Raw genomic sequence first — 13148 nt, forward strand, 5'->3', positions numbered from 1 at the left:
TGATGACCCACGTCAAGCGGTTTGTAGACCTTTCTCCTGCGGTCGGATAGCAGGCCTGAGCATGCTGGCTCAGCGGTCAGCTCTGGTCACGGGTCTCCCAGCCAACCGGGGTTTTGGGCAGGCTGATGAGCGCATCGATGCCCAAGTGCTCGAGGAGGAGGGCTTTGAGCCCACGGCCATCGATGAGTTCCATACGGCCGGTTCTGTAGGCGAAATCCTTGCTGGCTTTCCCGAACCAGGCAGTGGTGACGATGATTCCCTTGGCCGCGGCCTTGTCATGCATGACGCCAGCCAGAGCGCGTACCGTATCGGCCGGTACGGCATTACGAGTGCGCTTCGCCTGGATAATGCACAGCCCACCCACGATGGGATCCTCGTTGGTGGCGACGGCGTCGATGCCGTCGTCGCGGGATGCCTGAGTCACCCAGGCCTTGAGGCCGATGGCCTCAAACAGGCGTCGAACGAGGTGTTCAAACTCGATCGGGTCGAGTTCCATCAGGTCGGGGCGATGGTCGAGTCCGGCTACAACATCGATGTCTGGCCCCCACTTGTACTTCGTCAGGTCGAATGTGACGACAGGCCGCACGGGTTCGAGGTCGTACGGGTGCTGAGAGACAACAGCGTTGAGGTGCCGTAGGCATTCGACCGGGTCGAGCTCAGGCTCATCCAGAACAAGGTCGCCCACCGTCTCCCTGGTCGCGCGCACGCTGACGAGGCAAGGGCGGATCGCCTTGCCGGTGGCACGGTTCTTTGCGTTCACATGGCCGTTGAAGGCCACCACGTCGACCAGAGACGCGGGAGTCAACGTGAGCACTTCATCGATCGCGCGCAGGGCCAGTCGAGCGACCAGCAGCCGGTACAACTGCTTGATCTCAGCTTCCTTGCGCGGGTGGGCGGTCACAGTCGGTGGCGTCGATGCCTTGTAGCGGTACGCAGCCGCGGTCGGTATGACTGACTGTCCCGGTAGATCGACCTCCAACAGCAGCTCTCGGGACTCTGGGACGAACGCGCATCGCCATGAGTCGCGCAAGCCCTCAGGGTAGGAAGCCTCGATTACGGCCGTCTCAACAGCCCTAGTGAGTTCCTCGGGGTCGCCCTGCACGAGTGCCGCTTCCACCTGCTTTCGCCGCGCGAGCGACGGTGTGTACGCCGACGAGAGAACAGAGTTCAGCTCAAGAACCTTCCGCTGTACCTCGGCAGTTCGCCGTTCGGCCGTTGCCCTCGTTTCCTGGGCGGCCTGCTGCTTGGCAAGGCGCTCTTGTTCGGCTGCCTGCCGCTGTGCGGCTTTCTTCTTCGCCTCAGTCTGTCGGGCCCGTTCCGCTTCACGCTTGGCCAAGTCACGTTCAACCTGCTCAGCGGCCCGCGTTTGCGCCAGGCGCTCCCGCTCCGCGGCCTTTTGCGCCCGGGTCCACTCCTGAGCCTGCTCTCGCTCCTGGCGCGCACGTTCCCGCTCCTGGCGCTTGCGTTCGTGTTCAGCCGCACGCGCCGCTCGATCTTGAAGCTGCTGCTGGCGCTTGGCTTCCGCCTCCTTAGCCTTCTGTGCAGCGCGGTATGCCTGGATCAATTGCCCCGGCAACGACTTCTTGCGCGCCATCGTCCCCCCAACCCCGTTGTTCGGCAGGAACTATGCCCAAGTGCCTGGCCGGCCAAGTCCCAGCCGCGAAAGTTGGCTAGATCCGCGCTCAACCTGCGCGGTCCAAGCACCATGTGGGGGTGCATGCCGGGAGCAGACGATCGCTACCCCCACGAAGCCAGCCGTCCGCGGCTCTCGTCGTTGGCGAGTGATGGAGTCTGTCAACGCGGCATGATGATCCAGGTCATGCGCTCGCGGCCCCAGGATGACGGAAAGCGGCCGTCACGGGCCGCTGCGCGGCCGATCCCGGGGGCGTAGGCCTGGTAGACGGTGACCGTGTCATCGGTGTGGTGCGCGCGTATGCGGAACCTGGGTTCCCGCTCGGCAGGCCGGATCGGCCGGTCGTTGTGTTCGTTCACGGAGGACAGCCTCCACGCCGCCCCCGGCCGACATCCACCGAATATCACTGCACGCCCTCTTGGCTCAGCCCACCTCATGCCCAACACTGAGCCGATGACGCAGCGTGTGGAACTCGCCACCCTGAGGGACCGGCTGGCGGTCGACGAACTGATCACCGACTACGCGGTGGCCGTGGACGACGGCGACTGGACGGCGTACCGAAGCCTGTTCTCCCCCGACGGGCGCGCGGACTACCGCTCGGCCGGCGGTATCGAGGGGGACGCCGGACAGGTCGCCGCGTGGCTCGAGGAGAGCATGCGGCTGTTCTCGATGCGCCAGCACCTCATCGTCAACCGCCGGGTGCGCTTCGGTCTCCTGGAGCAGGACACCGGCGACACGGCCCGGGTCCGGGCCGACTACGTCAATCCCATGCGGTTCGCCGGGAACGGCGAGGGCTCCTCGGCGCCCGACTTCGTATGCGGCGGCCGGTACTCCTTCGGACTGCTGCGAACCTACGACGGCTGGCGGCTGCGCGAGGTGGTGGTCCAGGAGAAATGGCGCCGTCTGCCCGAGCGGACCGCGCCCGCGGTGATCGACTGAGCGGACGTCCACTGTCCCACTGTCAGTGCCTGCGAGCACACTGGAAGCACCTCGGGTAGGGAGACGCCGCATGAAGACGATCAGCCACTGGCTCGCCTCGCCGTGGCGGCGCTCGACCGCTGCCGCGCTGGCCGGTGCGCTGCCCGTGCTCGCCTTCCCGGAGCCGTCGCTGTGGGGGCTGGCGTATGTCGCCCTGGTGCCGTGGATCGCGCTGTTGCGCTCCGCGCCGACCGGGAAGCGGGCGCTGCACGACGGCTGGTGGGGCGGGTTCGGGTTCATGCTGGCCATGCACCACTGGCTGCTGCCGAACCTCCATGTGTTCACCTTTGTCATCGCCGCCCTGCTCGGCGCGCTGTGGGCTCCCTGGGGCTGGCTGGTGCGCCGCTTCCTGGCCGGCAGACCGTCCGCGGGCCGGGTCGCGGCGGCCCTCGTCGTCCTGCCGTCGGGCTGGCTGCTGATCGAGCTGATCCGCTCCTGGCAGGGGCTCGGCGGGCCGTGGGGCGTGCTGGGCTCCGGTCAGTGGGAGGTGGAGCCCGCGCTGCGGCTCGCCTCCGTGGGCGGGGTGTGGCTGATCAGCTTCCTGGTGGTGGCCGTCAATGTCGCGGCCGCGGTGCTCGTGACGGTGCGGAGGGCATGGGTGCCGGCGGCGTCGGGGCTCGTCGCGACCGCCGTCGTCACGTCGGCCGTCTGGGTGTGGTCCCCGCGCCCCGACATCGACGACCGGGTCCGGATCGCCGTCGTACAGCCGGGTGTCATCCAGGGCGTCGGCAAGGCCGACCGGCGTTTCGACCGGGAGGAACAGCTCACCCGCGAGCTGGCCGGCCAGGACGTCGACCTGGTCGTCTGGGGCGAGAGCAGCGTCGGCTACGACCTCGACGACCGGCCCGGCTTCGCACGGCGACTCGCGGCGCTGTCGCGCGAGACGGGGGCGAACATCCTGGTCAACGTGGACGCGCGACGCTCGGACAAGCCCGGCATCTACAAGAGCTCGATCCTGGTCGGCCCGGACGGCCCGACCGGCGCCCGCTACGACAAGATGCGGCTGGTCCCGTTCGGGGAGTACATACCGTTCCGCTCGCTGCTGGGCTGGGCGACCTCCGTGGGCGAGGCGGCGGCCGAGGACCGCAGGCGCGGCACCCAGCAGGTCGTGATGGACGCCGGGCACGGGCTGCGCATCGGCCCGATGGTCTGCTTCGAGTCCGCGTTCTCCGACATGAGCCGCAACCTCGCCGACCACGGCGCCGAGGTGCTGATCGCCCAGTCCGCGACCTCCACGTTCCAGCAGAGCTGGGCCCCCGAGCAGCACGCCTCGCTCGCCGCACTGCGCGCCGCCGAGACCGGCCGCCCGATGGTGCACGCGACGCTGACCGGGGTCTCCGCCGTGTACGGCCCGAGCGGTCAGCGCATCGGGTCCTGGCTGGGCACGAGCGTGAGCACGAGCTCGGTCTACGAGGTGCCGTTGGCCGGTGGCACGACGCCTTACGTCCGCTTCGGCGAGTGGCCGGTGTACGCGGCGCTGCTGATCATGGCCGCGTGGTGCGTGAGCGAAGGCGTGCGGACCCTGCGGCTCAGGCGGCCCGCTCCTGAACCGCCCGCACGACCCGCTCGCACAGCTCATGGGTCGCCAGCGCGTCCCGGGCGCTGAGCACCTTGCCCACGCGCACGGCGTCGAGGAACGCGAGCACCGCCTGCTCGATGCCGCGCTGCCGGGCGACCGGGACCCAGTCCCCGCGCCGCCGCACGGTCGGCTGGCCCTTGTGGTCGATGACCTCGGCGAGGTTGAGGACCTGACGCTTGGTGTCCTGCCCGGACACCTCCAGGACCTCCTCGGCCGAGCCGCTGAGCCGGTTCATCACGCCGAGGGCGGTGAAGCCGTCCCCGGCGAGCTGCAGCACGACATGGTGCAGCAGCCCGTCCTTGACGCGGGCGCGCACGGTGACGTCGTCGACGGGACCGGGCACCAGGAAGCGCAGGGTGTCCACGACGTGGATGAAGTCGTCCAGGATCATCGAGCGCGGCTCTTCCGGCAGCCCGATCCGGTTCTTCTGCATCAGGATCAGTTCGCGCGGATGGTCGGCGCACTGCACATAGCCGGGGGCGAACCGCCGGTTGAAGCCGACGGCGAGGCTCACGTCCTGCCGCTCCGCGAGCGCCACCAGCCGCTCGGACTCGGCGAGCCGGTACGCGAGCGGCTTGTCGACGTGCGTCGGCACGCCCGCCTCCAGCAGCCGGGTCACGATCTCCGGATGGGCGACGGTGGGCGCGTGCACGAAGGCGGCGTCGAGGCCCGAAGCGAGGAGCGAGTCGAGGTCCTCGTGCCGCTGCTCCGGCGGGAGGTGGAGGCCGTCGGCGACCCGGGCGAGCGTCGCGGGCGTACGGGTCTGCAGATGCAGTTCGACCCCGGGCTGGACGCCGAGCACCGGCAGGTAGGCCTTCTGCGCGATGTCACCGAGTCCGATGCAGCCGACCTTCACGGGGTGTTCTCCTCTGGCGGTTGCCTGCGCGGGTCTTCCCGGCAGCATACGGCGCCTGCGGCAGCCGCCAGTCGGCGATGCCCTCGAAGCCCCGCAGGAACAGCTGGGGAGCGGCCTTGGACAGCGCGGCGAGCACGGTGTTCCGTACGGCGATGCCGGCGCGGCCGGTCATCATGTTCAGCCGGCCGACCCTGACGGCCCGGCGGGCGATGGCGGTCGTCCGCGGGAGCCGGGCTGCCGTGTACGCGGCGAGGTCGTCGCAGTAGGCGGCCAGGACGATCGCGTCCTCGATGGCCTGGTTGCCGCCCTGCCCCAGCGTCGGCGGCATGGCATGCGCGGCGTCGCCGATCAGGGCGACCCGGCCGCGGTGGTGGGCGGGCAGCGGCTCGGCGATGTGGTGGACGTCGTGGCGCAGGACGTCCTCGGGGCGGGCGGCGGCGAGGATCGCGGGGATCGGGTCGTGCCAGTCGCCGTAGCGGCGCAGCAGTTCGGCCCTCTCGTCGTCGGGGGCCTGCTGTGCGGCGGGGGCCGTCGCCGCGGCGTACGCGTAGACCCGGCCGTCCTTGAGCGGGTGCGAGCCCCAGATGCGGCCTTGGCCCCAGGTCTCGTGCGAGGCGAACTCCAGGCCGGGCACCGGGATGACGACCCGCCAGGTGGTGAACCCGGAGTACACGGTCCCGGGGTGGTCCGGGAACAGCGTCCGTCGCACGGCGGACCGGATGCCGTCGGCGGCGACCACGAGGTCGGCCTCCAGGTCGCCGTCCGGGGTGCTCACACATGCGGGCCGGTCGGCGTCGCCCGGGTCGGCGACGGTCGCGGCGGCTCCGATACGGACGGCGTCGGCGGGGAGTCGTGCGGCGAGGCTGTTGATGAGGGTGGCCCGGTGCAGCAGGACGAGAGGGCCGCCGAAACGTTCGCCCACGGTGTCGGCGTCCGTGCGGGAGAGCCAGCGTCCGGACGGGGTGCGCAGCCCTCCGTCGCCCTGCCAGGCCGCGAGGTCGCGGATCTCGTCGCCGAGCCCGATCACGTCCAGCGCGCGCAGGGAGTTGGGCGCGAGCGAGATGGCCGCGCCTACCGGCTCCAGGGAGGGGGCGCGCTCCAGTACGGCGACGTCCCAGCCGCCCCGGTGCAGTGCGGCCGCCGCGGTCAGACCGCCGATGCCGCCGCCGATCACGACGGCCCGCCTCGACTGTGCCATGGCTCCTCCTCGCATCGGACCCACTTGTGGATGCAGCCAACTACAGGTGTAGTGAGGCAGTGCGTCGACTGTACTACAGGCGTAGTGTCACGGGTAGGTTGCTCTCCATGTCCGAACGCACCGCCGGCGGCTCCCGCGCCGATCTCGTCGCCGACACGGCCCTCACCCTGCTCGCCGAGCGCGGCATGCGCGGGCTCACGCACCGGGCGGTCGACGAGGCCGCCGGGCTGCCCCAGGGCTCCACCTCGAACCTCGCCCGTACCCGGCAGGCGCTGCTGGAGCTGGCGGTGCGGCGGCTCGCCGACCGCGAGGCGCGCATCCTGGCGCTGGAGGAGATGCCGGACCCACGCGGCGGCCTCGACTCGCTCGTGGCCGGCCTGGCCCTGGCGACGCACCGCGCCCTCACCCGCGGCCGCGAACTGACCCTCGCCCGCTATGAACTGGCGCTGGAGGCAACCCGCCGCCCGGAGCTGCGCGCCTACTTCGACGCCACGGGCGCCCGCTTCCGCGACCGGCTCACGGCACTGATGACCGCGATGGGTTCGACCGACCCGGCCCGCCATGTGCTGTCCCTGGTGGCCTGGGCGGACGGACTGATTTTCAGCTGCGTGGCCGGGTCCTACAGCGCACAGGCGCCGAGTCTGGAGGAGGTGCGGGCGGGGCTGCGCGAGCTGCTGGACGGGATGTTCGGCCGGTGAGCCCGGCTGCCGGGAAAACTCCTCGTCGTACGACCCCGGTTGCGCAAGGATTGCGGGCATGACAATCGAACGCCATGAGCCCGCCACCACCGCCGACGAGCGCACGATGCTGGAGGGCTGGCTGGACTACCACCGGCAGACCCTCGCCTGGAAGTGCGAAGGCCTGACCGACGCCCAGCTCCGGACCGCCTCCGTGGAGCCGTCCGAGCTGACCCTGATGGGGCTGGTGCGGCACATGGCGGAAGTGGAGCGGTTCTGGTTCCACGAGATCCTCCTGGGCGAGGACCTCGGCGTGCTCTACTGCAGCGAAGAGGACCGGGACGGCGACTTCCATTTCACCGAGGCCGACACTTGGGACGAGGCGCGCACCACGTGGCAGCGGGAGATCGAGAACGCCCGTCGCAACGCGGCCGGCTTCGCACTGAACGACGTCTCCAAGGGCAGGAGCAGGTCGGGTGAACCCTTCAACCTGCGCTGGATCATCACCCACATGATCGAGGAGTACGCCCGCCACAACGGCCACGCCGACCTGGTCCGCGAGCGCGTCGACGGCGCCACGGGCGACTGACGTCAGCCGGGGCGGGGGGACGCCGCCCGTACGGGGTCAGAGATCACCCGTGCGGATCAACCTCCGCTCGTCCGGTCTCCCAACAGCCGCCCGACCCACCAGAGTTGCGCGCGTGCATCGAACGACGACCACCGCAACGCTCCTGGTCACCGTGGCCGTCTCGGCCCTCTCCGGCTGTACGACGGTCCAGCGCCCGACGACGCCTCGCCCGCCGGCGCCGATACCGTCCCAGCCGCCGGCGCCCCGACCGAGCGGGCCGACGGAAGGACCGGTGGTGCAGTCGCCGGCTCGCGAGGCCCTGACCCTCATCGACCCGTCCCGCCGCACCGACACCACACCATCGACCGCAAGCGCCACGTCCCCCACCCCACCACCGGCGCACGAGCCCCCGCCCCGTCGCCCACACCCGCAAACTCCCCACCGCGAGCACCAGGCACCCCACCGACCTGCCGGCGACGCCCCGAAGCGACCGCCGGTCAGGATCCCTGACGCGCCGGAGCCGATCCGCCCGCCGGCCCCGAAGAACGCCGACCTCTGCGCGCTGGGCCGGACGTACGGCGGTTGGCGGGGCGACAGCCCGGAGTCGAGGATCTGCGAGCAGACGTACGGCCAGTGAGAGGCACGGGGAGACGCCAGGGCCGGCCGGCGCGCGACCGCCGGCCGCCGCGTCTAGGCCGTGTCCGCAAAGTCCCGCCTGCCCCGCCGGGCGGACGACGGGACTTGCGGACACGACCTAGGCCCCCTCCCCCAACCACCCCTCCAACCGACGGATCTGGGCCCGCACCCCGTCCCCGTAGCTGTCGTCCCCCAACACGCCCGCCGCCCCCCGCGCCCGCCGCAGATGCACGAGCGCAGCCTCCGCGCGGCCGAGCTTCACATAGTCGGCCGCCAGATTCAGGTGCAGCGTGGGATACAGCGCCCGTACACCCGGCGCTCCCCCGGCCCCCTCCGCCTCGGTCAACGCCCGCAGGTCCCATGCCAGCTCGTCCGAGGGGTCGTCCTGCGTGTCCGCCAGGTAGTGGGCCAGCGTGCACCGGTGCAGCGGGTCGCCGTCCTCCCCGAGCTCCGTCCACAGGTCGAGCAACCGGCGCCGGGCCTCCTCCCGGTCCCCCGCGTGATGGAGCATGACGACCTGCCCGATCCGCGTCGGCACCGCGTCCGGCGCCGCCTGCTCACGTTGCTCCGCCACCGCGCCCTCCGGACCCTCGTCGGATGATCACTCCGACGCTAACGGCCCGCACCGGAGATCCGGGGCAGGCGCCTCCGTACGGCACCAGCCCGTCCGCCCCTGCCGGGCCGGTCCGGAGTGGGACCGGCCCCGGCCGTGGATCAGCCCAGGTCCGGGATCCGCCAGTCGATCGGCTCGTGCCCCTGCTGGGCCACCGCCTCGTTGATCTGGGTGAACGGGCGGGAGCCGAAGAACTTCTTCGCCGACAGCGGCGAGGGGTGCGCCCCCTTGACCACCACATGCCGCGACTCGTCGATGAGCGGGAGCTTCTTCTGGGCGTAGTTGCCCCACAGCACGAACACCGCGGGGTCGGGACGGCCGGCCACCGCCCGGATGACGGCGTCGGTGAACTTCTCCCAGCCCTTGCCCTTGTGCGAGTTCGCCTCACCGCCGCGCACCGTCAGCACCGCGTTGAGCAGCAGGACGCCCTGCTCGGCCCACGGCATGAGATAGCCGTTGTCGGGGACGGGGTGGCCGAGCTCCTCCTTCATCTCCTTGTAGATGTTGCGCAGCGAGGGCGGCGTCTTCACGCCGGGACGGACCGAGAAGCACAGGCCATGTCCCTGTCCCTCGCCGTGGTACGGGTCCTGGCCGAGGATGAGGACCTTCACCTTCTCGTACGGTGTCGCATCCAGCGCGGCGAAGACCTCCTCGCGCGGCGGATAGACGGGACCCTTCGCCCGCTCCTCCTCGACGAACTCCGTCAGCTCCTTGAAGTAGGGCTGCTGCAGCTCGTCGCCCAGAACCCCGCGCCAGGACTCGGGCAGCATGGCGATGTCGGTCACGTCAACTTCCTTACGGTGTGCGGCAGACGATGTGCGGTCCGCGACCAGCGGTCGCTTCCAGTTCTCAGAACCTACAGGCGACCACTGACAATCGCCCCGCGGGCCGCCCATCCGGAAAAGCCACCAGCCGGTGGGGTGTCCCCACCGGCTGGTTCTGGTGCTCTCTCCAGCGTGTCCCTACGGGCGTGCTCCTACCAGCTGGTCTTCCGGTACAGCTCGCCCACCATCATGATCGTCGACGGGTCCAGCGCCCGCTCCGCGCCGGAGATCTCCGCGCTCGCGGCCACATACTGCCGGCCCTGCCACAGCGGCAGCAGCCGCGCGTCGTCGACGAGGATCTTCTGGGCGTCCTCGAAGTCCTTGACCACGTTGGCCCGGTCGCTCTGGGCGCGGGAGTTGGGCAGCAGCGTCTCGGTGATCTTGGGCACCAGGTAGGGCGTGCCGAGCGCGTTCTGCTCGCCGACGAACGGCGCGATGAAGTTGTCCGCGTCGGGGAAGTCGGGGAACCAGCCACGGCCGAACACCGGGTACTCGCCGTTCTGGTAGCCGGTGACGTACGTCTTCCAGGGGCGGCTCTTGAGGGTGATCTCGAAGAGGCCGGACGCCTCGAGCTGACTCTTCAGCTCCTCGAACTCCGCCTTGGTGGCGGAGCCGTAGCGGTCGCTGGTGTACCAGAGGGTGAGCGGCACGGGGGTCGAGATGCCGGCGTCGGTGAGGATCTTGCGGGCCTTGGCCTTGCTGGGGTCGCCGTAGTCGTCGAAGAAGCCCGTGGTGTGTCCGGTCAGGCCCTTGGGGACCATGGAGTACAGCGGCTCGACGGTGTCCTTGTAGACCTTGTGGGCGATCGCCGGACGGTCGACGACCTGGGCGATGGCCTTGCGGACGGCCTCCTTGCCGGCCATCGGGTCCTTCGGGTTGAAGACCAGGTAGTTGATCTCGGTGCCGGAGCCCTCGATCAGCTGGAGTTCGTCCTCGTCGTCGGCCTGGAGGTCGACGATGTCGTCGGCGGCGAGGCCGCGGAAGGCGACGTCGAGCTCCTTGTCGCGCAGCGCGCCGACCATGGTGGGCGAGTCCTGGAAGTACCGGATCGTCACCGCGTCGTTCTTGCGCTCGGCGTACCCCTGGTAGCCGCTGTACTTGACGAGCTCGGCCTGCTTGCCCTCCTCGTAGGACTCGAGGGTGTACGGCCCGGACCCGACGATGCTGTTGCCCTCGCGCAGCTTGTCGGCCGGGTAGTCCTCGGGGTCCACGATCGACATGGCGGGCGTGGCGAGCACGAACGGGAAGGTCGCGTCGGCCTTCTTCAGGTGGAAGACGATCTCGCGGTCGTTCAGCACCTGAACCCGGTCGAGGCTGCCCAGCAGACCGGCCGGGCCGCCGTTGACGTTGATCTCCCGGATCCGGTCGATCGAGTGCTTGACCGCCTTCGCGTCGAGGGTGTGCCCGTCGGAGAACTTCAGGCCCTCGCGCAGCTCGCACTTGTACTTCATGTTCGAGCTGTCGGTGAACTGGCAGCTCTTGGCGGCGTCGGGCTCGGGCTCGGTGGCGCCGGAGGGGTAGCTCAAAAGCGTCTGGTAAATGTTGCGGAACAGTTCCCAGGAGCTGTCCCACGACGCGGCGGGATCAAGGGTGCTGGGGGCGGCGGTCGTCCCCACCACGATCGGCCCCTCCTCCTCCGTCGAATCGGACGAGAGGACGCCGCACCCTGCCACCAGGGACGATATGGACGCGATGGCCGCCACCTGCCGCAGGCGTCGGATCCGGTTGAACACGCGCACGCTCCTCGATCTGCCATGCCAAGGGTCGGCAAAACATACCGCAGTGTTCCGGCCGGTGGACCTCCGGTCTCATGAGCACTTGCTCACCTCGGCGGTGACTACGTTGTCAAAGGCCGTTGATCTCCCCAAACGTCGACACGGGCACCGCCTGTGTCCAGCGGTGCCCGTGTCGTCGGTCCCTGCGTCCTGAGGCCTGAGTCCGATCCGTCAGCCGACGCCGGCGTTGAGGAAGATGCCGCCGTCGACGACGAGCGTCTGCCCGGTGACCCAGTCGGACTGGTCCGAGGTGAGGAACGCGGCGGCGCCGCCGATGTCGGAGGGCACGCCGAGCCGGCCCAGCGGGTAGGCAGCGGCGGCCTCCGCCTCCCGGCCCTCGTACAGGGCCTGCGCGAACTTGGTCTTCACCACGGCCGGGGCGATCGCGTTGACCCGCACCTTGGGCGCGAACTCGTGCGCCATCTGCTGGGTGAGGTTGATCATGGCGGCCTTGCTGACGCCGTACGCGGCGATGAACGGCGAGGGCGCGATGCCCGCGACGGAGGCGATGTTGACGATCGCGCCGCCGTTGTCCTTCTGCCAGGCGTGCCAGGTCTTCTGCGCGAAGCCGAGCGCGGAGATCACGTTGGTCTCGAAGACCTTGCGCGCGACACCCAGGTCGAGGTCGGCGAGCGGCCCGAACACCGGGTTGGTACCGGCGTTGTTGACCAGGAAGTCGACCCGGCCGAAGGCCTCCATGGCCCGCTCGACGGCGACGGCCTGGTGGGCCTCGTCGTGCGCCTTGCCGGCCACGTAGACGGCGCGCTCGGCGCCGAGCTGCTCGACGGCCTCCTTGAGGGCGTCCTCGTTGCGTCCCGTGATGACGACGCGGTCGCCGCGCGCGACGAGCGCCTCGGCGACGCCGTAGCCGATGCCGCGGCTGGCGCCCGTGACGAGGGCGACCTTGCCGGAGAGTTCAGGCAGTGCAGTCATGTCCGTGTGTCCCCAGTTCCCTAGTCGAGCGGTCCGCCGGCGACGTACAGCACCTGGCCGGAGACGAAGCCGGCCGCCTCGCCCGTGAAGAAGGCGATCGCGTTGGCGATGTCCTCCGGCTCACCGACCCGCGCCACCGGGATCTGGGTGGCGGCCGCGGCCTTGAAGTCCTCGAAGCCCATGCCGACCCGCTCCGCGGTGGCCTTGGTCATCTCGGTGGCGATGAAGCCGGGTGCGACGGCGTTGGCGGTGACGCCGAACTTGCCGAGCTCCTTGGCCAGGGTCTTGGTGAACCCCTGCAGACCCGCCTTGGCGGCGGAGTAGTTGACCTGGCCGCGGTTGCCCAGCGCCGAGGACGAGGAGAGGTTGACGATCCGGCCGAAGCCCGCGTCCACCATGTGCTTCTGACACGCCTTGGACATCAGGAAGGCGCCGCGCAGGTGGACGTTCATGACGGTGTCCCAGTCGGCGACGCTCATCTTGAACAGCAGGTTGTCACGGAGCACGCCCGCGTTGTTGACCAGGATCGTCGGGGCTCCGAGCTCCTCGGCGATCCGCGCGACGGCCGCCTCGACCTGCGCCTCGTCGGAGACGTCGCAGCCGACCGCGATCGCCTTGCCGCCGGCCGCGGTGATCTTCTCCACGGTGTCCTTGCAGGCGGCCTCGTCGAGGTCGATCACGGCGACCGCGCGGCCCTCGGCGGCCAGTCGTACGGCGGTGGCGGCGCCGATGCCGCGCGCTCCGCCGGTGACTACGGCGACCCGCTGCTCAGTGGTGGACATCAGTGACTCTCCTCGGGTGAGCGACCGCTTAGTACCTTCGATGGACGTGACGCTAGAAGTCCTGGCACGCGGTGTCAACGCTCACCGCGCGCATGT

The 13148-nt window shown here is 70.1% G+C and carries 14 protein-coding genes; 5 read left to right on the top strand and 9 right to left on the bottom strand.

Annotated elements, in window-relative coordinates; genetic code table 11:
• Positions 1–76 precede the first annotated feature (76 nt).
• Together ACIBAG_RS39265 and ACIBAG_RS39270 are read right to left on the bottom strand one after the other, a co-directional pair.
• On the bottom strand, positions 77–1594 hold the full coding sequence (locus ACIBAG_RS39265; RefSeq protein WP_399112115.1) for a restriction endonuclease: 1518 nt from the start codon (positions 1592–1594) through the stop codon (positions 77–79).
• A gap of 200 nt (positions 1595–1794) precedes the next feature.
• A complete protein-coding gene (locus ACIBAG_RS39270; protein WP_399112117.1) occupies positions 1795–1992 on the bottom strand; it encodes a DUF4291 family protein in 198 nt (65 codons plus the stop codon).
• A 94-nt stretch (positions 1993–2086) separates the two neighbouring features.
• Between ACIBAG_RS39270 and ACIBAG_RS39275 the strand changes: the two genes are divergently transcribed.
• A complete protein-coding gene (locus tag ACIBAG_RS39275) occupies positions 2087–2572 on the top strand; it encodes a nuclear transport factor 2 family protein (RefSeq protein ID WP_399112119.1) in 486 nt (161 codons plus the stop codon).
• Between the two features lie 70 nt (positions 2573–2642).
• Positions 2643–4217 (top strand): apolipoprotein N-acyltransferase, encoded by a 1575-nt coding sequence (gene lnt / locus ACIBAG_RS39280; RefSeq protein ID WP_399112120.1) that lies wholly within the window; start codon positions 2643–2645, stop codon positions 4215–4217.
• Here the strand turns inward: lnt and ACIBAG_RS39285 are convergent.
• Positions 4141–5046, bottom strand: coding sequence for a Gfo/Idh/MocA family protein (locus ACIBAG_RS39285; RefSeq protein ID WP_399112122.1), 906 nt, complete (start codon positions 5044–5046; stop codon positions 4141–4143). The genes lnt and ACIBAG_RS39285 overlap by 77 nt on opposite strands.
• Entirely contained in the window at positions 5018–6244 is a 1227-nt protein-coding gene (locus ACIBAG_RS39290) for an FAD-dependent monooxygenase (protein ID WP_399112124.1), read from the bottom strand. The genes ACIBAG_RS39285 and ACIBAG_RS39290 overlap by 29 nt, the downstream gene beginning before the upstream one ends.
• Positions 6245–6351: 107 nt before the next feature.
• On the opposite strand from ACIBAG_RS39290, the gene ACIBAG_RS39295 reads away from it, so the two are divergent.
• The 3 genes from ACIBAG_RS39295 to ACIBAG_RS39305 all read left to right on the top strand — a co-directional run bounded on the left by ACIBAG_RS39295 (position 6352) and on the right by ACIBAG_RS39305 (position 8126).
• On the top strand, positions 6352–6942 hold the full coding sequence (locus tag ACIBAG_RS39295) for a TetR/AcrR family transcriptional regulator (protein WP_399112126.1): 591 nt from the start codon (positions 6352–6354) through the stop codon (positions 6940–6942).
• A 58-nt stretch (positions 6943–7000) separates the two neighbouring features.
• On the top strand, positions 7001–7510 hold the full coding sequence (locus ACIBAG_RS39300; RefSeq protein WP_399112128.1) for a DinB family protein: 510 nt from the start codon (positions 7001–7003) through the stop codon (positions 7508–7510).
• Positions 7511–7784: 274 nt separating this feature from the next.
• Entirely contained in the window at positions 7785–8126 is a 342-nt protein-coding gene (locus ACIBAG_RS39305) for a hypothetical protein (protein ID WP_399112130.1), read from the top strand.
• 117 nt (positions 8127–8243) lie between these two features.
• Here the strand turns inward: ACIBAG_RS39305 and ACIBAG_RS39310 are convergent, their stop codons facing one another.
• The 5 genes from ACIBAG_RS39310 to fabG all read right to left on the bottom strand — a co-directional run bounded on the left by ACIBAG_RS39310 (position 8244) and on the right by fabG (position 13052).
• Entirely contained in the window at positions 8244–8699 is a 456-nt protein-coding gene (locus tag ACIBAG_RS39310; RefSeq protein WP_399112132.1) for a hypothetical protein, read from the bottom strand.
• Between the two features lie 140 nt (positions 8700–8839).
• Positions 8840–9523 carry a uracil-DNA glycosylase gene (locus tag ACIBAG_RS39315; protein ID WP_399112134.1) on the bottom strand — a complete coding sequence of 228 codons (684 nt, stop codon included), beginning with the start codon at positions 9521–9523 and terminating at the stop codon, positions 8840–8842.
• A 191-nt stretch (positions 9524–9714) separates the two neighbouring features.
• Entirely contained in the window at positions 9715–11295 is a 1581-nt protein-coding gene (locus ACIBAG_RS39320) for an ABC transporter substrate-binding protein (protein ID WP_399112136.1), read from the bottom strand.
• 213 nt (positions 11296–11508) lie between these two features.
• The gene (locus ACIBAG_RS39325) at positions 11509–12270 is read right to left on the bottom strand and encodes an SDR family oxidoreductase (protein ID WP_399112138.1); all 762 of its coding nucleotides are present in this window, start codon (positions 12268–12270) and stop codon (positions 11509–11511) included.
• A gap of 20 nt (positions 12271–12290) precedes the next feature.
• The gene (fabG, locus tag ACIBAG_RS39330) at positions 12291–13052 is read right to left on the bottom strand and encodes a 3-oxoacyl-ACP reductase FabG (RefSeq protein ID WP_399112139.1); all 762 of its coding nucleotides are present in this window, start codon (positions 13050–13052) and stop codon (positions 12291–12293) included.
• Between the last annotated feature and the right edge of the window lie 96 nt (positions 13053–13148).

It is taken from the genome of Streptomyces sp. NPDC051243, assembly GCF_044455405.1.
In the GTDB taxonomy this organism is placed as follows: Bacteria; Actinomycetota; Actinomycetes; order Streptomycetales; family Streptomycetaceae; genus Streptomyces.

Excerpts from the sequence above, each read along its gene's own strand:
- ACIBAG_RS39265 (WP_399112115.1), bottom strand. The coding sequence starts at position 1,594 with ATGGCGCGCAAGAAGTCGTTGCCGGGGCAATTGATCCAGGCATACCGC.
- ACIBAG_RS39275 (WP_399112119.1), top strand. The coding sequence starts at position 2,087 with ATGACGCAGCGTGTGGAACTCGCCACCCTGAGGGACCGGCTGGCGGTC.
- lnt (WP_399112120.1), top strand. The coding sequence starts at position 2,643 with ATGAAGACGATCAGCCACTGGCTCGCCTCGCCGTGGCGGCGCTCGACC.
- ACIBAG_RS39290 (WP_399112124.1), bottom strand. The coding sequence starts at position 6,244 with ATGGCACAGTCGAGGCGGGCCGTCGTGATCGGCGGCGGCATCGGCGGT.
- ACIBAG_RS39295 (WP_399112126.1), top strand. The coding sequence starts at position 6,352 with ATGTCCGAACGCACCGCCGGCGGCTCCCGCGCCGATCTCGTCGCCGAC.
- ACIBAG_RS39300 (WP_399112128.1), top strand. The coding sequence starts at position 7,001 with ATGACAATCGAACGCCATGAGCCCGCCACCACCGCCGACGAGCGCACG.
- ACIBAG_RS39325 (WP_399112138.1), bottom strand. The coding sequence starts at position 12,270 with ATGACTGCACTGCCTGAACTCTCCGGCAAGGTCGCCCTCGTCACGGGC.
- fabG (WP_399112139.1), bottom strand. The coding sequence starts at position 13,052 with ATGTCCACCACTGAGCAGCGGGTCGCCGTAGTCACCGGCGGAGCGCGC.